This window comes from Streptomyces sp. NPDC102258 (assembly GCF_055584685.1).
Map to the genome: position 1 here is coordinate 36,706 of NZ_JBVJLO010000008.1, position 15,819 is coordinate 52,524.

The window sequence follows — 15,819 nt, forward strand, 5'->3', positions numbered from 1 at the left end:
ACCGGATGACGACGACAGCGACACCTGTCCTGTGGGCGACTAAGCCCGGGAGGCACGATTCATGAGTGAGCGAGCTCTCCGCGGTACGCGGCTCGTGGTTACCAGCTACGAGACGGACCGCGGCATCGATCTGGCCCCGCGCCAGGCGGTGGAGTACGCATGCCAGAACGGACATCGATTTGAGATGCCGTTCTCGGTAGAAGCAGAAATTCCGCCGGAGTGGGAGTGCAAGGCGTGCGGCGCCATGGCACTCCTGGTGGACGGGGACGGGCCCGAAGAGAAGAAGGGCAAGCCTGCGCGAACGCACTGGGACATGCTCATGGAGCGACGCACCCGCGAGGAGTTGGAGGAGGTGCTGGCCGAGAGGCTGGCCGTCCTGCGCTCCGGCGCCATGAACATCGCCGTGCATCCGCGGGACAGCCGCAAGTCCGCCTAGCCGGGGACTGAGCACACGAGAAGCCGAGGGGCCCCGCCACAGCTGTGGCGGGGCCCCTCGGCTTGCCCGTTTGCGCTTGCCCGTTCGACGCTTGCCTACGGGGCCAGCGGCGGGCGGTACGAGGTGTGGTCCGGGCCGCCCTCGGGCCGGTCCTCGCGGATGACCTCGCCCGGGACCACCTTGCCGTCCGGGTAGTGGATGCGCGCCCGCGTGTAGGCGTCGCCGAAGCCGCCCGGCGCGGCCGCGGCCACCCGGCGCTCCAGCGCGCTCTCGGCCCGGCGCGAGACGAGGGCCCGTACGGGCGGCAGCAGCAGGAGCAGGCCCGCCGCGTCGGAGAGCAGGCCGGGCATGATCAGCAGCAGACCGGCCAGCATGGTCATGCCGTTGCCGGAGCCCTTGGCCGGCTGCGGGGCCGGCACCTCGCCGGTCATCGCCTGGGCCTGGGCCTGCTGGAAGGTACGGGTGAGGTTCTTGAAGGCCCGGCGGCCGGCGCGCTTGATGACCACCACGCCCAGCACCATCGCGCCCGCCAGCAGCAGGGCGACGGTCAGCCCGCCGGCCGCACCGGCGACCAGGCTGAGCAGCCAGATCTCCAGGATGAGCCAGGCGGCGACCGCGAGGGGAACGAAGGTACGGGCGGGCGAGCGCCGCCGGGGGGCCGTCGAAATGCCGGTCGTCATACCCACCAGTGTGCCGGGTCCGGGGTAAAAGCGGCCTCAGCCGGAGGTACCGGACATCCCCTAAGGGGCCCGGGCCCCGCGCGGGGGCGCCGCTCAGGCGCGGCGCCCGCCGCCGGCCAGCTTGGCCGCGCGCTCCTTGACGCCCCACTGGGTCACCCGCCACAGGGCCTCGACCACGATGTCCTTGCTCATCTTGCTGTCGCCGAGCTCGCGCTCCACGAAGGTGATGGGCACCTCCACGACGTGGAAGCCCTTGCGGACGGCCCGGCGGGCCAGGTCGACCTGGAAGCAGTATCCGGCGGAGGCGACCTCGTCCAGCCCGAGCCCCTCCAGGGTCGCGCGGCGGAAGGCGCGGTAGCCGCCGGTGACGTCGCGGATCGGGACGTCGAGCATCAGGCGGGAGTACGTGGACCCGCCCCGGGAGAGGAACTCGCGGCTCTTGGGCCAGTTGACCACCCGGCCGCCGGGCACCCAGCGCGAGCCGAGGACGAGGTCGGCGCCGCCCAGCGCGGTCAGCAGGCGGGGCAGTTCCTCGGGCTGGTGGGAGCCGTCGGCGTCCATCTCGACGATGACCCCGTAGCCGTGTTCCAGGCCCCAGGCGAAGCCCGCGAGGTAGGCGGCGCCGAGGCCTTCCTTGCCCTTGCGGTGCATGACGTGGATGTGGTCGTCGGCGGCGGCCAGCTCGTCGGCGAGCTTGCCGGTGCCGTCGGGGCTGTTGTCGTCGGCGACCAGGATGTGCGCCTCGGGCACGGCCGCCCGCACCCGGCCGGTGATCAGGCCGATGTTCTCGGCCTCGTTGTACGTCGGAATGATCACCAGGGTGGTGCCGAGCGGCCCGTAGGTCCGCTGTCCGCCGTCGCTCACTGAGTCCCCTTGCGTGTTTCTCGTCCGACCGGCCTCGACCGGCCCGTCACAGCAGGATGATTTTAGAACAGCGAGCGGGGCCGACGGTCCTTCGGGCCGGACCCGGCTCCCGCTGGCTGCGAGCCGCCGTGCCCGTTGTCTACTGGACCGCCGGACCCCGACCCGGGGCCACCCGCCGCCCGGCGAAACCTTCCCTCGCCCCCGAGGCGCGGGTGCGCTGAGCGGACGGGTCCCACCGGCACGGACGTCCTGTGGTGGACCCGGCGAACCTATCCGGGTCCGGCCGCCCGTACCGAACCGGGGCCGGGCGGATCACCCCTGTGGCCGTACGAATACCTCCCGGCCGCCGACGACCGTCGCCAGGCACACCGGCAGCTCCCGGCCGGGGCTCAGATCGGGCAGTCCGGGGGTGCCGGAGCGGGGGTCGGTGGACCAGCGGGCGACCCGGTCGTCGGGCGCCTGCACCACCAGTTCCCCGGTCTGCCAGACCGCGTAGTCGGCGGGGGCGCCGGGCACGAGGGTGCCCGCGTCGTCCCGGCCGAGGGCCCGCCAGCCGCCCCGGGTGTGGGCGGCGAAGGCGGCCCGGACGGAGATCCGGTGCTCGGGGGTGCGGTGGAAGGCGGCCGCGCGGACGGTTCCCCACGGGTCGAGCGGGGTGACCGGCGCGTCGGAGCCGAAGGCCAGCGGGACGCCCGCCTTGAGCATCGCCGCGTACGGGTTCAGGGTGCGGGCGCGCTCCGCGCCGAGCCGGTCCGCGTACATCCCCTCCGCCCCGCCCCAGGCGGCGTCGAAGGCGGGCTGCACGGAGGCGGTGACGCCGAGCTCGGCGAAGGCGGCGATGGTGGCCGGGGTCATCATCTCGGCGTGCTCGACGCGGTGCCGGGCGGCCCGCACCCGCTCCGGGCCGACCTTCTCGGCGGCGGCCCGCATCCCCTCCACGACGGCGGCGACGGCCGCGTCCCCGATGGCGTGGAACCCGGCCTGCAGCCCGGCCTCGGTGCAGGCGGCCACGTGGTCGGCGACGTCGCGGGCGTCCAGGTACGCGGCGCCGGTGTGGGCGGCGTCGGCGTACGGGGCGTGCAGGCAGGCGGTGTGCGAGCCGAGCGCGCCGTCCACGAAGAGGTCGCCGGCGGCCCCGACGGCGCCGAGTTCCTTCGCGAGGGCGAGGTCCCGGTCGGCCCAGTAGCCGAAGACGCGCGGCCCGGGCCGCTCCCCGGCCAGCTCCAGCAGGGCGGTGAAGTCCTCGGGCGAGGAGATGGCGGGGCCGCCGCACTCGTGGAGCGAGCCGATGCCGAGGGAGGCGGCCCGGTCCAGGGCGGCCCGCTGGGCCTCGGCGCGCTGGGCGGGGGTGACGGCGGCCAGCGCGGCCCGGCGTACGGCGTGGTGGTCGTCCCGGGTCAGCGGTTCGTCCCCGTGCGGGACCACGCCCGGTACGAGGTCCAGCAGGGCGGTGGTGACCACGGCTGAGTGCACGTCGATCCGGCTCAGGTACAGGGGACGGCCCCCGGCGGCCCGGTCCAGCTCCTCGCGGCGCGGGGGCCGCCGCTCGGGCCAGCGGGCGGCGTCCCAGCCGTGCCCGAGGAGCACCCGGTCCCCGGGGCGGCGCCCGGCGTACGCCCGTACGAGCTCCAGCGCCTCGGGGAGCGAGCGGGCGCCGGTCAGGTCGAGGCCGGTGAGGGCGAGTCCGGCGGAGGTGGTGTGCACGTGGGCGTCGGTGAAGGCGGGGGTCACGAGCGCCCCGCCGAGGTCGACGACCTCGTCCACGCCGCGCGCGAAGGCGTCGGCGGCCCCCTCGGAGCCCACCCAGGCGACGTGCCCGCGCTCGACGACCATCGCGGTGGCGAACGGGTCGGCGGGGCTGTGCACCTCGCCTCCGCGCAGCAGGACGGTACGGGCGGGTGCGGGGGCGGTGCGGTCGGTCATGGGGACCAGTCTCGCCCCTCGGCCGCCCGCCCCGTGACCGGGGTGGGCGGCGCGGCGGCCGGCCGGATCAGATCCGGGGCGGGCGGGCCTCGTAGGGGGTGGAGAGGACGACGGTGGTGCGGGTGGAGACGTGGGCCAGGGCGCGCAGCCGGCCCAGCAGGTCCTCCAGCTCCAGCGGGGTGGCCACGCGGACCTTGAGGATGTAGTTCTCGTCGCCCGCGACGCTGTGGCAGGCCTCGATCTCGGGTACGCCGGCCAGCCGCTCGGCGATGTCGTCGGGATCGCTCGGGTCGAACGGCTTGACCGAGATGAAGGCGGTCAGGGGCAGCCCGACGGCCTCCGGGTCGACGACGGCCGCGTAGCCGCGGATCACGCCGCGCTGCTCCAGGCGGCGTACTCGCTGGTGGACCGCCGACGTGGACAGGCCCGTGGCCTTGCCCAGGTCCGTGTAGCTCATCCGCCCGTCCCGCACGAGCAGATCCACGATCTGGCGGTCCAGCTCCTCCATTGCGCTCATAGCCGCTCAACCTATGGCCCAGGAGCGCTCCAGGCACAGCGGTGTCCACGGGGAAGTGGCCCGGAAGTGGCACCTGCGCCGGGCATGTGACCAAAGCCACAGGGGTGGGCGGGCGTACCGCGGCCTCGCGCGGTTACCCGTGCCGCCCGGCGGGAAGTGCTTGGTGTGGCCGTGGCCGAAGAAACTGCCCGCCCCGGCCCACCCAAGGGGGAATACATCCATGCTGAACGCCAAGCGCACCGGTCGCACCGAACCGGAGCCCGCGGAACCGCTCGATACCGCGTTCGCGGACGACGAGGACTACCTCGACGACGCGGAGTTCGACGTCCACCACGCGATCTGCCCCGACTGCGGCCAGTCGATCGCCCTCGTCGCCGACGAGGAGCACCTGCCGCAGCACGCGCTGTGCCTGAGCCCGTGGAACCCCTTCGGGCTCACGGTGTGCGCGGGCACGGGCCGGCCGGTCTCGGACGCGCTGCCCACGGTGGGCCTGCTGCAGCCGGAGCTGCGGGAGCTGGAGGCGGTGATCCACTTCGACCTGCCGCAGGGGCTCGACTGGCGGACGCAGCCCTTCTCGCACGTCGGCGGTCCGGGCTCGCGTCCGGTGCGGGCGGCGGCGGCCCCGCTGCCGCAGATGCGCCAGCACGCGCAGGCCGCCTGAGGCTGCCGGCGGAAGGCCCGTTACCAGTAGGTCCCCTGCACCATGGCGGCGAGGCTGCCGTGGTGCAGGATCAGCCCGTCCGGGTCGGCGGGGACCTCGACCTCCCCGAAGTACGCCTGCCGGTAGGCGATGCGCAGCATGACGATGCCGTGCCGCAGGGCGGCGTAGAGGGTGTGGAACTCCATGTCCCGGGGGGTGTGCCCGGTGAGTTCGGCGTAGCGGCGCTCGATGTCCTCGCGGCGCAGGAAGTCCGGGAGGCCCGGCTGGCCGAAGCCGACGGTCAGGTCCTGGAAGAAGCGGTGCAGGTAGACGGTCCAGCCGAGGTCGACCTCGCGCGGGGCGCAGGAGGCCATCTCCCAGTCGAGGACGGCGACGGGTGTGAAGCCGTCGTAGACGACGTTGCCGATGCGGGCGTCGCCCCAGTTCAGTACGGGTTCTCCCTCGTCGGCGGGCCAGAGCTGCTCCAGCCGGTCGAAGGCGCGTTCCAGCAGCGGGGAGCGGGCGAGGCCGTCCACGACCCAGTCGTAGTAGGCGCGCTGGCCCTCGACGTGGCGGCGCAGCGGGCTGCCGTCGCCCGGGGGCAGCAGGAAGGCGGCCTCCTCGGCGGGGAAGCCGTCGTGCAGGCGGGCCAGCAGGGAGACGCTCGCGTCCTGGAGAGCGGCGCGTTCGGCGTCGGTGGCGGCGTGCAGCCAGTTGCCCTCGTAGGTGTAGGGCATGACGTCGGGCGGTACGCGGCCCTCCGCGCGGGCCATCACGAAGAACGGCGCCCCGAGCGGGGCCGGGTCCTCCTCCAGCCACAGGGTGCGCGGCACGGGGAGGTCGGTGTGCTCGGCGACCAGGCTCATCACGCGGTGCTGGCGCGGCATGTCGTAGGAGGGGAAGACGGTGTAGGCGGCCGGGTCGGCGGCCAGGCGCAGGGCGCAGGCGCGGACGGGCGCGTCGGGGTGCTCGATGTCGAAGAGCAGGGTCTCGCTGGACATGCCGTTGGAGGCGGGGACCGTGGCGCGGGCCACCCTCGCGCCGGGCAGGTGCCGGTCGAGCCAGCCTTCGAGGCGGCGGCCGAGTTCCCCGGGCTCGCGGGTGGAGGTGCGCGGGCGTGGTGCCGTGGCCATGGGCGGGCTCCTTCAGTGCGGGGCGACGGAGGAGTAGTCGGCGAAGCCGCTGGGGTCGTGGCGGCCGAAGCTGCCGTGTTCGAAGATGCCGAAGCCGGTGCGGCCCTCCAGGGTGAAGCGGGCGGCGTGGTCGGTGACCCCGTAGGCGGCCATGGGGTGGGCGGCGGGGTCGGTGAGGTCGTACGCGCGGCGGTCGGTCCAGCTGCGGCCCTGCCAGGTGCCGTGCTGCCAGTCGGTGGCGGGCGGGTAGCCGGCGCCGACGGCGAGCGGGGAGGACGCGAGGACGTCGACGGTCAGTTCGAGGGGTTTGCGGCCGGCGGGGTCGACGAGGTGGACGACGGCGCTCTCGGGGTCGCGGGTGCCGGGCCGGTAGCGGATGTCGGTGTGCGGCCAGCCGAGCTGGACGTCGGGCCGGTCGCCGTCCTCGGGGAAGACCTGGACGGCCTCGTTCAGGGTGCGGTGGCCGTCGGCGTCCTCCTGGGTGACGACCATGAGGAAGCGGTCCTCGAAGCGGACGGGGATCCAGAGCCAGTGGAAGCCCTCGGGACGGTGCTCCTCGGCGGCCCGGCCGCCGTCCTCGCCGGGGATGGGGCGCACGCCCCAGCTGCGGTCGCGGGTGCCGGTCCACTCCCCCGGGGTGAGGGTGAACTCCTCGCCCCGGGCGCGCAGGGTGCCGGTGACCTGGCCGGCCTGGACGAAGCGGCGGCCCTCCAGCATGAGGCGGTCGCCGCGGCGCTGGACGTGGTGGGGCTCCCACACGGCGGGGAAGGCGGCGGTCCAGGTGATGTCGTACGAGAGTCCCCGTGGGTCCTCAGGGTCGGGGTCGCAGCGCAGGGTGAGGCGGCGCAGGGGGGCGTCGACGGTGATCGACAGGGGGCCGACGGAGAGGTTCATCCGGTCGTCGGTGAGGGCGTCGGAGGCGCGGACGGCGAGGAGTTCGCCGCCGAGGCGCAGGGTGGCGTAGGCGTCGATGACGCCCGCGTTGGGGTAGACGCCGAGGCCGAGGATGAGGACGGCGCGGCCGGTGTGGTCGAAGACGTGGAAGATGCAGCGGTCGTACGCGTTGCGGTCGCCGCTGACGAGGTGCTTCATCGACAGCGGGGCCTGGTGGATGGGGTATTCGTCCAGGGGGACGGGTCGGTCCGCGGGCACGGCAAACCTCCTGGGGGCGGGGGTGGGTGGCGCCTGAGCGAATATGACGGTACGTCAGATCGCATGCCGGGGACCAGGGTTCTGACACAAGATGACAGTGCGGCACGCCGGGCCACAGCAGGCCCGGCGGCTCCCTCCCCTGCCCCGCCCCCGCCCGGAGAGGTCAGGGGCAGGTCTCGCCGAACTTGACCACGTTCAGCGTCACCGGCCGGCCGTCCAGCGGGACGCCGGGCGCCGGAAGCTGGCTGCACACCTGCCAGTTGGAGTCCTGCAGGACCATCCGGCCCTCCTTGACGTCCTTGACGGTGAAGCTCGTGTGGGAGGGCAGGGCGGCGCGGACCACCTTGACGGACTTGCCGCCGAAGTCCGGCATCGTGCCGCTCGCCTTCGGCTGGGCGCCGGGGTCGGCGTCCGGGCAGCTCTCTTCGAGCTGCACCGCGCCGAAGTCGACGGTGACGTCGGTGGTCGCGGGGCCCGGCGCGGGGGTCTGGGCGCAGACCTTCCAGTTCCGGTCGAGGATCTGGGAGCGGCCCCGGCCGAGGCCGTCGTGCGAGGTCAGGCGGAAGAAACCGGCCGCCTGCGCCTCGTCCTGCGCGCTCTGGAGGCCCTTGCCCACGAAGTCGGGCAGCGCGGCGGACTTCGCGGGAGCGGGTGCGGGGGCGGCGCCGGGCGCCGAGGCCGCGGCCGTCGGGGAGACGGGTGGCCGGGCCGGCAGGGACGCGGGGGGCGCCCCGGCGGGCTTGGCGTCCTCGCAGCCGGTCAGGGCGAGGAGCGCGGTGGCGGCCAGGGCGACGGGGGCGAGATGGTGTGTACGCATCAGGCCATTTTCTCCGACGCGCGCGGGATGCCGCGGGGCGGTGGGAAGGGTCGAACGGATGGGCCCGGGCGGGGAGGGGTTACCCGCGCTCCGGGTCCCGCGTTGGCCGTGCATGAGCCCTCTGGAGACGACCACGCCGGGAGTCGGGCGCCGTCGGCGCCCCAGTCCCCCCGGCTACGAAGAATCGGTTCAGCAACCGGCCCGGCCGCCGGGACGGCCCCCCGTACGGCAGCCGGTCCAGCCGGCTCCGCAGCCGGGCCGGCAGCAGGTGCGGCCGAGGCATCCCGACCCGCCGATCTACGGGGCCCTGCTCGCGCGCTGGGCCGCCGACGGCCGCACGCTGCCGGGGCGGCGCGACCCGGAGTGGTCCCGGCTCGCCTCCTCCCCGATCTGGCCGACCGGACCCCTCTACGACGGGCCCTGAGGCGCGTGCCCCGTCGCCCCGGGCGAGGTGCACGTGCCCGGCCGGGCGACAGCTCTCAACGGCGGCGGCCCGGAGCGGCCGCGGTCCGGCACGGGGCCGGGAGCCGTGGTGCGGTGTCCCGGCAGGGCCGCCCCAACCAGAACGTTTGGTCCGGCGCCGACTCGCTCAGGCCAGACCGGCGGCTCAAGCCCCGGTCAGCGGGATTCCGGGCCGGCCAGGTGGCGGGCGATGACCATGCGCTGGATCTGGTTGGTGCCCTCGACGATCTGGAGCACCTTCGCCTCGCGCATCAGCCGCTCCACCGGGAAGTCCGCGGTGTAGCCGTAGCCGCCCAGCACCTGCACCGCGTCGGTGGTGACGGCCATCGCCGCGTCCGTGCAGAACAGCTTGGCCATCGCCGCCTGCCGGGAGAACGGCTTGCCGGCGTCCCGCAGCCGGGCCGCCGCGAGGTACAGCGCGCGGCCCGCCTCGATCTTGGTGGCCATGTCGGCCAGCATGAAGCGCAGCCCCTGGAAGTCGGCGATCGGGTGCCCGAACTGCTTGCGGCCCCGCGCGTACTCCAGGGCCTCGTCCAGCGCCGCCTGGGCCACCCCTATGGCGCAGGCCGCGATCCCGAGCCGGCCCGCGTCGAGCGCGGCGAGGGCGATGGTGAAGCCCTGGCCCTCCTCGCCGATGCGCCGGGCGTCGGGGACGCGCACGCCGTCGAAGTGCAGCTGGGCGGTGGGCGAGCCCTTCATGCCCATCTTCTTCTCGGGGACCGCGGCGCTCAGGCCGGGGGCGTCGCCCGGTACGAGGAAGGCGGTGATGCCCTTGGGGCCCGGGACCCCGGTGCGGGCGAGGACGGTGTAGAAGTCGGCGACACCGCCGTGGGTGATCCAGGCCTTGGTGCCGGTGATCACCCAGTCGTCGCCGTCGCGGACGGCCTTGGTGGTGAGCGAGGCGGCGTCGGAGCCGGCCGCCGGTTCGGACAGGCAGTAGGCGCCGAGCAGCCCGCCGCCGAGCATGTCGGGCAGGTGCGCGGCCCGCTGCTCCTTGGTGCCGTACCCGGCGAGGCCGTGGCAGGCCAGCGAGTGCACGCTGACGCCGAGGCCGACGGTGAGGCGGGCGGCCGCGAGCTCTTCGAGGACCTGGAGGTAGACCTCGTACGGCTGGTCGCCGCCGCCGAACTCGCCGGCGTAGGGCAGTCCCAGCAGCCCGGACTCGGACAGCAGGGTGAAGACCTCGCGCGGGAAGCGGCCGGTCTCCTCCTCCTCGGCGGCCCGGGGGCGGATCTCGCGCTGGGCGATCTCGCGTACGAGTACGAGGAGGTCGCGGGACTCCTCGGTGGGCAGCTGACGGTCCACCGGCTGTGGGGCGCGGTCGTTCATGGCGGCGCTCTCCTCCTCGTCAAGCACGGCGACGACGCGTGAGGTGTGGGACGCGCCGCCGGGTCTCGGTACCCGCAGTCGATGCTGCCCTCCCGGGTTGCGAAAGGGCGCGTTCAGCGGCTGCGGCGGGTTGAGTATGCCCGATCAGGCGCTTTCCGTCACCGGTAGGTGATCACGACCATCGGCCAGGAAGCTCGCGGCCTCCTCGGGGGCCACCGGAGGCGCGGGGCACTCCGGGACGAGCTCCTCGATCACGGTCAGCGTCGCACGCAGCTGCCGGACCAGCAGCGCGCCGAGTTCCGGGCGGCCGGGCCGGTGCTCGCCGCCGGGGGCGCCGATCCAGTCGAGCGTCGTGCCCTCCACCCCGGAGAGCCAGCCGACCAGGGCCAGCCGGGCCAGCGGCGGAACCGTACGGCGGCCGTAGGCGCCCTCGGCGAGGGTGGCCAGCAGCTCTTCGCGGACCGCGTCGCGGATGGCCAGCACCTCGGCGTCGGAGCCGATCCCGCCGGTGACGATGGTGCGGTACGCGGCGTGGTGGTGCTCGGCGTAGTACAGGTAGCCGTCGATCGTGCGGCGGACCCGCTCGGCGTTCGGCAGGTCGGGCTCTCCGGTGGCGCGGGAGACGAGTTCGGCGACCGAGTCCTCGACGATGGCGAGGTAGTAGCCGCGCTTGCTCTTGAAGTAGTAGTAGATGAGGCCCTTGGCGACCCCGGCGTGCTGGGCGATGTCGTCGACGGAGAGGGCGTCGTACGAGGTGTCGGCGAACAACTTCCGCCCGATGGCTATGAGTTCGGCCCTGCGGGCCTGCGAACGCCCGGTCGTTCCGCGCTGTTGACTATTATTCAAATCCGGCCCTAGCCTCGAACTGCCACAGGATGCCCGCAGTATGGCAGACCTGCGTGCCGAGCTCGCTCCTGCGATTCCCCCGCAACTGACGTACGGGAGGCACCCGCCATGGGCACGGACCAGCGCACGGACAGGCGGACGGACAGGCACGAAGACGGACCCCCGGGGGCGGCTCCCGAAGGGCGGGTCGTCTGGCGGAAGTCGGCGGTCGTCGCCCTGCCGGCGCTCCTCGCGGTCGGGGCGATGGCCGTGGTCGTGGCCCAGGGCGCGCTGGCCGCCTCCTTCGCCGTCTCGGGGACCAGCTTCCAGGTCTCCTCGTCGAAGCTGAGCAGCAAGGGGCTCGCCTCGTACGTGCAGACCGACCGCTCCGCCGACGGCAGGGGGCACCCGGTCGCGCTGCTGGGCATCGGGGACGCCACCCTCAGCGACATCTGCCAGTCCGCGGAGGTGGACACCCCGGTCGGGAAGGTGGTGTTCAAGCTGACCGCGGGCGGCCCGGCCGGGGAGGTGACCGCGAGCAGCCTCGTCATCGACGGCGAGGACCTCGACGGCGACGCCACCTTCGGCACCGCCCAGATCGGCCGGGACGCCTCCACCCTCGACCAGGTGGACGGCGTGCGGGGCGAGCCGGGCAGGTTCGGGCTCCAGGCGGGGAACATCGAGGTGGTGGGCGTGAAGTCGCACGCCTGGTCCGCCACCGGCGGCAACTTCCGGCTCAAGGGCATGAAGCTGAACGTCAGCCTGGACGGCGAGAAGTGCTTCTAGGCCGGCCCGGCCCGCGCGGGCTCCCGCTGCCCGGCCCCCGGCGGCGGCTGCGCGCCTGGCGGCGCACCCGGCCGTTCTGGGGCGGGCTGCTGCTGGTGCTGGGCGGGGCCGAGCTGCTGCTCGTCCCGCTCTCCCCGCTGACCGTGCTGGTCAGCCTGGGTCCGGGCGGGATCGCGGCCATCGGGATCGGCGCCGCGCTGATCGTGGCGGGGCTGTTCCTGTGGTTCCGGCCGCAGGCCCGGGCGTACGTGTCGGTGCACGCCCTGCTGCTGTCGGTGCTGTCCTTCGTGGCGACCAACCTGGGCGGCTTCCTCGTCGGCATGCTGCTCGGCATCGCGGGCAGCGCGCTGGCCTTCGGCTGGACCCCGCTGCCCGGCCCGGACCCCGGGGAGCCGGAAGCGTACGTAAGCCCGATGCGGGGCGGGGGGCCGCGCGCGCTGGCCGCCGCCCTGCCGGCGGTCCTGCTGGCGGCGCTGGTCACGGGCGCTCCACCCGCGCGGGCGGAGCCGGGGCAGGGCCCGCCGACGGCCGCCCGGACTCCCCCGACCGTGACGACCTCGCTCTTCGCCCCGCAGGGCTTCGCGCTCGCGGGCGTGACGGAGGTGGCGACGGTGAACGGGCCGCGCCGGGTGCTGGTGCTGAAGATGGCGGCGGCCTCGCTGCGGGACTACCGGCTGCGCACCCGGGACGGCGGCGGCGAGTACGGGCTGGCCGCGGCCTCCCTGGACCTGCGCGGCGACGTCACCCTGTACCTGACGAAGTTCAGCGGCTGCATCGAGGGGCTGCTGTGCGTCACCTTCAGCCCCGACGGGCTGCCCGCTCCCCCGGTCATCCCGCCGTTCGTCTTCATGACCCAGGTGAGCGCCGAGCAGGCGCTCGTCACCTCGGACGTGATCGTCACCGACGGGCTGCGGCTGGAGGCCTCGTAACGGGGAGGGCGGCGGTCAGAGCCAGCCGAGCCGGGTGACGAGCATGGCCACGACGACCACCAGCGTCCAGCCGAGCACGTGCTCCAGCCAGGTGGAGTCCTCCTTGGGGCCCCCGGTGCCGACGAGGCTGCGGGCGCGGGCGGTGAGGGCGGCGGCGTGTGCGGTCATGCCGTCCAATGTGACGCGCTCGCGGCCTGCGCGGAAGAGACGGCCGTCACTCGTGGCGCACCTCACGCCGCCGGGCCCCGGCCCCTCCGGCAGCGGTGCGGGAGGGGCCGGGGCCCGGCGGTGCGGGACGCGTGCCGGTCAGATCCGGGGGGCGTGCCGGTCCGTGGTGCGCCGGTCGGTGGTGCGCTGCCGGTCGCCGCCCATGGCGACCATGGCCAGGCCGAGGCATACGGCGACCGCGCCGGTGATCACGTTGCTGACGACGCTGCGGGTGGTGTCCATCCGCCCCGCCATGACCCAGGGGGCCACGATCGTCCAGGCACCGATCGCCACGGCCGTCCAGGCCATCGCGTGGGTGCGTTCGTACGCCGAGCCCAGCCCGCTCATGCACAGGCAGAAGGCGAGACCGGCGATCAGGTTGTTGATGGCCAGCGGGCCCAGCGCGCTGAACCCGGCGATCCACGGCGAGGCCGCCAGGTACAGGCCCGTGATCAGGGCGAGCGCCTCCACGGCCTGCGCTGCGGGAGTGGTCGTCACCCGTTCGAACCGCGTGCGCATTTCGGCGAGGTCCGGGTGGTGTTCGATGCTCGGATGGGTGGTCATGATGGGCTGCCTCCTGTGCGAAAGCCTTACATGCCCCTTATGCCCACATTAGGTCGATTGGATCCTGCGACCACTGTCCTTTTTCATCCTGTTTTCTTCTCGCCTCACAGCACGCCGACCGCCCTCAGCGCCGCCGTCTGGACCGCGTTCGGCGCCGCCGGGCCGTAGAGGTAGCAGATGCCCCCGCTGCCGGACACGGTCTTCCCGGCGGCGTTCAGGCGCTTGGTGCGCAGCCACACGTCCGCCCACTGGTGGCGGCGGTAGACGCGGCGCACGGCCGCGTTGGTGGCCGAGTTGGGGTCGTTGGCCACCACGTCCCCGTCGCGGGTGAAACCGACGACGGCCATGAGGTGGCCGCTGGTGCCGTAGCCCGCCCCGTCGAGCTCGCCGGTGAGGAAGGACTGCGAGGTGATGACCGGGATCCCGGCCCGGATCAGCATCTCCAGGTCGGTGAGCGAGCCGAGCCGGGTGACGACCGCGGCGAGACCGGGGTAGGTGGCGGCGTACGCGGCGTTGAAGGGCCAGTTGCCGCAGCCCTGGTAGGCGGCGTCATAGGTGGAGCGGGCCGCCTGGCACACCTGGGGATCGGCGTAGGAGGGGTCCACCCAGGCCAGGGACTCCCGGCTGGGCCTGCCGCCCCAGTACTCGATGATCATCTGCGAGGAGGTGGGGCTGCACCAGGCCTCGCCGCCGTTGTCGTACTCGGGGTACTGGCCGGTGTGCACCTCCTGGGAGTAGCGCGGCACCTCCAGCTCGTGGCCCGCGGCCACCCCGGGCGGCGAGGCCGGGACGGTGAACCGGTCGGGGACGTCGGAGGCCATGGCCCCGGCCAGCCAGAGGGTCGGACCGCCGTCCGCTCCGGGGGTGCGGTACAGGGTCACGCGCAGCTGCCACGCGGTGATCCGCAGGCCGCTGTCGGGGTGGTCCACGGCCAGGGTGTCGGTCCAGACGGTGCTGCGGCCGTCGCTCTGGCCGTCGACGGAGGTGCGGCGGACGTCGGCGTCACCGGAGGCCCAGCGGCCCATCACGTACCAGGGGGTGTCGGCGCCGTCGCTGTAGGTGCCGCGCAGCTCGGTCTGGATCCAGGTGCCGGCGGGAGTGCGGGCGTTCCAGGAGGCGATGACCTCGGTCGCGGGGACGGTGGAGCGGTGCACCGGGGAGGTCCAGGTGGCGTGCTCCCAGGTGGCGGTGCGTCCGGTGTGGGGGTCGGCGTACTCGGTGGTGCCCGCGGCCGCGGTGAACTCCAGGCCGGGACGCTCGCCCGCGACGGCGGCGGTGCCCTGGTGCGTGCCCGCCAGCCAGTGGGCGTACGCGTACCAGAACCGGTTGTCCACCGTCCGGGCCGCGGCTGCGGCGACGGCGGCGTCGGCCTGCGGGGCGGGGCCGGAACCCGGAACGGGTCCTGCGGCGGGGACCCGGCCGGAGGCCGCCCCCGCCACGGCCCGGCCGGCGGGCAGGGCGGCCGCGGCGGTGGCGGCGAGGGCGACGGCCAGGAGGGCGCGGCGCGGCGTGGGTGCGGTCATCGGCGTGGCCCCCGGGGGTCGGTGCGGTGGATCGGTCCGTCCACCCTTCCAGTTCCCGGCGGCGGTGCGGTGAAGCCCCGGGCCCGTGTCGGGGGTGATCCGGCGGCGGGCCGTACGCTGGCGGGGTGGAGCCACACCCGTCGCAGCCGTCACACCCCTCACCCTCCTCGCAGCCGTCCCGCCCGACGCTCGGTGAGCTCGGTGCGTGTGATGCGCTTGATGCGCTCGATCCGCTTGCCCCGCTCGCCCGGGAGATCGCCGCTGCGGCGCCCTCCCTCGGCCCCGTCCGGCTGATCGGCGTCGACGGGCACGCCGGCTCCGGGAAGAGCACCTTCGCCGGCCACCTCGCCCGGGCGCTGGGCGGGGCGCCCGTACTGCGCCTGGACGACGTGGCCACCCACGAGGAGCTGTTCGGCTGGCAGGAGCGGCTGCGCACCCAGGTGCTGGAGCCGCTCGCCGCGGGCCGGCCCGCGCACTGGGCCCCGTACGACTGGGTGGAACGCCGCTTCGGCGCCCCGCGGGTGCTGGCGCCGGCTCCGGTGCTGATCGTCGAGGGGGTCGGGGCCGGGCGGCGGGCGCTGCGGCCGTACCTGGCGCGGCTGCTGTGGCTGGAGACACCGCGCGAGGAGTCGTGGGGGCGCGGACGAAACCGGGACGGGCGTGAACTTTCCGACTTCTGGGACGGATGGGAGCGCGCGGAGCTCGCGCACTTCTCCGACGATCCTTCGCGCCCCTACGCGGACACCCTGGTACGCCAGAGTGGTACGGGATACGAGTGGACTTCCGTGACCCCTGCGACGGCGGGAACACGCCCTTCGGTCACGGACCGTCACGGGCTCCCCCAGGCCTGAGCGCGCTCGCCGAGCCGGCCCCGCGAGGCCCGCTCCGGGCCGCTTGACCGGGGCCCGGGAACGGCCTTACGTTCTGAATGCGCGGTCTGCGAAGGCCGCTGCGGACGCGAAGCCCCCGATTGTTCCCCCGTGATCGGGGGCTTCGTTCTGCCCCGGCGCGGCCGGAGCGGGTCCGATCGGC

The 15,819-nt window shown here is 74.3% G+C and carries 18 protein-coding genes; 6 read left to right on the forward strand and 12 right to left on the reverse strand.

Features of this window, described 5'->3' with window-relative positions; all coding sequences use genetic code 11:
* Positions 1-61 precede the first annotated feature (61 nt).
* Positions 62-436 (forward strand): RNA polymerase-binding protein RbpA, encoded by a 375-nt coding sequence (locus tag ACZ6ZT_RS15465; RefSeq protein ID WP_007262928.1) that lies wholly within the window; start codon positions 62-64, stop codon positions 434-436.
* A 95-nt stretch (positions 437-531) separates the two neighbouring features.
* Here ACZ6ZT_RS15465 and fxsA read toward each other — a convergent pair whose 3' ends face one another.
* The 4 genes from fxsA to ACZ6ZT_RS15485 form a co-directional block, all read right to left on the reverse strand.
* Positions 532-1,116, reverse strand: a complete 585-nt coding sequence (gene fxsA / locus ACZ6ZT_RS15470; protein ID WP_469719675.1) for an FxsA family membrane protein — start codon at positions 1,114-1,116, stop codon at positions 532-534.
* Between the two features lie 93 nt (positions 1,117-1,209).
* The gene (locus ACZ6ZT_RS15475) at positions 1,210-1,980 is read right to left on the reverse strand and encodes a polyprenol monophosphomannose synthase (protein WP_469719676.1); all 771 of its coding nucleotides are present in this window, start codon (positions 1,978-1,980) and stop codon (positions 1,210-1,212) included.
* Positions 1,981-2,292: 312 nt separating this feature from the next.
* Positions 2,293-3,903, reverse strand: coding sequence for an amidohydrolase (locus tag ACZ6ZT_RS15480; protein WP_469719677.1), 1,611 nt, complete (start codon positions 3,901-3,903; stop codon positions 2,293-2,295).
* Positions 3,904-3,970: 67 nt separating this feature from the next.
* A complete protein-coding gene (locus ACZ6ZT_RS15485) occupies positions 3,971-4,411 on the reverse strand; it encodes an Lrp/AsnC family transcriptional regulator (protein ID WP_266581396.1) in 441 nt (146 codons plus the stop codon).
* Positions 4,412-4,640: 229 nt separating this feature from the next.
* On the opposite strand from ACZ6ZT_RS15485, the gene ACZ6ZT_RS15490 reads away from it, so the two are divergent.
* Positions 4,641-5,081, forward strand: a complete 441-nt coding sequence (locus ACZ6ZT_RS15490; RefSeq protein WP_469719678.1) for a hypothetical protein — start codon at positions 4,641-4,643, stop codon at positions 5,079-5,081.
* 20 nt (positions 5,082-5,101) lie between these two features.
* On the opposite strand, the gene ACZ6ZT_RS15495 is transcribed toward ACZ6ZT_RS15490, so the two are convergent.
* The 3 genes from ACZ6ZT_RS15495 to ACZ6ZT_RS15505 all read right to left on the reverse strand — a co-directional run bounded on the left by ACZ6ZT_RS15495 (position 5,102) and on the right by ACZ6ZT_RS15505 (position 8,162).
* Positions 5,102-6,193 carry a phosphotransferase family protein gene (locus ACZ6ZT_RS15495; protein WP_469719679.1) on the reverse strand — a complete coding sequence of 364 codons (1,092 nt, stop codon included), beginning with the start codon at positions 6,191-6,193 and terminating at the stop codon, positions 5,102-5,104.
* 12 nt (positions 6,194-6,205) lie between these two features.
* Positions 6,206-7,345, reverse strand: a complete 1,140-nt coding sequence (locus ACZ6ZT_RS15500; protein ID WP_469719680.1) for an Rv3169 family protein — start codon at positions 7,343-7,345, stop codon at positions 6,206-6,208.
* 163 nt (positions 7,346-7,508) lie between these two features.
* The gene (locus tag ACZ6ZT_RS15505) at positions 7,509-8,162 is read right to left on the reverse strand and encodes a hypothetical protein (protein ID WP_469719681.1); all 654 of its coding nucleotides are present in this window, start codon (positions 8,160-8,162) and stop codon (positions 7,509-7,511) included.
* Positions 8,163-8,430: 268 nt separating this feature from the next.
* On the opposite strand from ACZ6ZT_RS15505, the gene ACZ6ZT_RS15510 reads away from it, so the two are divergent.
* Positions 8,431-8,586, forward strand: coding sequence for a hypothetical protein (locus ACZ6ZT_RS15510; protein ID WP_469719682.1), 156 nt, complete (start codon positions 8,431-8,433; stop codon positions 8,584-8,586).
* 194 nt (positions 8,587-8,780) lie between these two features.
* Here the strand turns inward: ACZ6ZT_RS15510 and ACZ6ZT_RS15515 are convergent, their stop codons facing one another.
* Positions 8,781-9,953 (reverse strand): acyl-CoA dehydrogenase family protein, encoded by a 1,173-nt coding sequence (locus ACZ6ZT_RS15515; RefSeq protein ID WP_469719683.1) that lies wholly within the window; start codon positions 9,951-9,953, stop codon positions 8,781-8,783.
* A gap of 144 nt (positions 9,954-10,097) precedes the next feature.
* Positions 10,098-10,799 carry a TetR/AcrR family transcriptional regulator gene (locus tag ACZ6ZT_RS15520; protein WP_469719684.1) on the reverse strand — a complete coding sequence of 234 codons (702 nt, stop codon included), beginning with the start codon at positions 10,797-10,799 and terminating at the stop codon, positions 10,098-10,100.
* A 108-nt stretch (positions 10,800-10,907) separates the two neighbouring features.
* Between ACZ6ZT_RS15520 and ACZ6ZT_RS15525 the strand changes: the two genes are divergently transcribed.
* The gene (locus ACZ6ZT_RS15525) at positions 10,908-11,564 is read left to right on the forward strand and encodes a DUF6230 family protein (RefSeq protein WP_469719685.1); all 657 of its coding nucleotides are present in this window, start codon (positions 10,908-10,910) and stop codon (positions 11,562-11,564) included.
* Positions 11,555-12,493: a DUF6114 domain-containing protein gene (locus ACZ6ZT_RS15530; protein ID WP_469719686.1), complete on the forward strand. Its 939-nt coding sequence runs from the start codon at positions 11,555-11,557 to the stop codon at positions 12,491-12,493. Before ACZ6ZT_RS15525 ends, ACZ6ZT_RS15530 begins: the two co-directional genes overlap by 10 nt.
* Before the next feature lie 15 nt (positions 12,494-12,508).
* Here ACZ6ZT_RS15530 and ACZ6ZT_RS15535 read toward each other — a convergent pair whose 3' ends face one another.
* From ACZ6ZT_RS15535 to ACZ6ZT_RS15545, 3 genes are all read right to left on the reverse strand, one after another.
* Entirely contained in the window at positions 12,509-12,661 is a 153-nt protein-coding gene (locus ACZ6ZT_RS15535) for an SCO1431 family membrane protein (protein ID WP_469719687.1), read from the reverse strand.
* Between the two features lie 138 nt (positions 12,662-12,799).
* Positions 12,800-13,264 carry an SPW repeat protein gene (locus ACZ6ZT_RS15540; RefSeq protein ID WP_469719688.1) on the reverse strand — a complete coding sequence of 155 codons (465 nt, stop codon included), beginning with the start codon at positions 13,262-13,264 and terminating at the stop codon, positions 12,800-12,802.
* Positions 13,265-13,368: 104 nt separating this feature from the next.
* Positions 13,369-14,787, reverse strand: a complete 1,419-nt coding sequence (locus ACZ6ZT_RS15545) for a peptidase C39 family protein (RefSeq protein ID WP_469719689.1) — start codon at positions 14,785-14,787, stop codon at positions 13,369-13,371.
* A gap of 254 nt (positions 14,788-15,041) precedes the next feature.
* On the opposite strand from ACZ6ZT_RS15545, the gene ACZ6ZT_RS15550 reads away from it, so the two are divergent.
* On the forward strand, positions 15,042-15,638 hold the full coding sequence (locus tag ACZ6ZT_RS15550; RefSeq protein ID WP_469719907.1) for a uridine kinase family protein: 597 nt from the start codon (positions 15,042-15,044) through the stop codon (positions 15,636-15,638).
* The last annotated feature ends 181 nt before the right edge of the window (positions 15,639-15,819 follow it).

What these genes read in the sequence shown, in the direction of transcription:
- ACZ6ZT_RS15465 (WP_007262928.1), top strand. Translation starts at nt 62, where the DNA reads ATGAGTGAGCGAGCTCTCCGCGGTACGCGGCTCGTGGTTACCAGCTAC.
- fxsA (WP_469719675.1), bottom strand. Translation starts at nt 1,116, where the DNA reads ATGACGACCGGCATTTCGACGGCCCCCCGGCGGCGCTCGCCCGCCCGT.
- ACZ6ZT_RS15480 (WP_469719677.1), bottom strand. Translation starts at nt 3,903, where the DNA reads ATGACCGACCGCACCGCCCCCGCACCCGCCCGTACCGTCCTGCTGCGC.
- ACZ6ZT_RS15485 (WP_266581396.1), bottom strand. Translation starts at nt 4,411, where the DNA reads ATGGAGGAGCTGGACCGCCAGATCGTGGATCTGCTCGTGCGGGACGGG.
- ACZ6ZT_RS15490 (WP_469719678.1), top strand. Translation starts at nt 4,641, where the DNA reads ATGCTGAACGCCAAGCGCACCGGTCGCACCGAACCGGAGCCCGCGGAA.
- ACZ6ZT_RS15495 (WP_469719679.1), bottom strand. Translation starts at nt 6,193, where the DNA reads ATGGCCACGGCACCACGCCCGCGCACCTCCACCCGCGAGCCCGGGGAA.
- ACZ6ZT_RS15505 (WP_469719681.1), bottom strand. Translation starts at nt 8,162, where the DNA reads ATGCGTACACACCATCTCGCCCCCGTCGCCCTGGCCGCCACCGCGCTC.
- ACZ6ZT_RS15515 (WP_469719683.1), bottom strand. Translation starts at nt 9,953, where the DNA reads ATGAACGACCGCGCCCCACAGCCGGTGGACCGTCAGCTGCCCACCGAG.
- ACZ6ZT_RS15525 (WP_469719685.1), top strand. Translation starts at nt 10,908, where the DNA reads ATGGGCACGGACCAGCGCACGGACAGGCGGACGGACAGGCACGAAGAC.
- ACZ6ZT_RS15535 (WP_469719687.1), bottom strand. Translation starts at nt 12,661, where the DNA reads ATGACCGCACACGCCGCCGCCCTCACCGCCCGCGCCCGCAGCCTCGTC.
- ACZ6ZT_RS15540 (WP_469719688.1), bottom strand. Translation starts at nt 13,264, where the DNA reads ATGACCACCCATCCGAGCATCGAACACCACCCGGACCTCGCCGAAATG.
- ACZ6ZT_RS15545 (WP_469719689.1), bottom strand. Translation starts at nt 14,787, where the DNA reads ATGACCGCACCCACGCCGCGCCGCGCCCTCCTGGCCGTCGCCCTCGCC.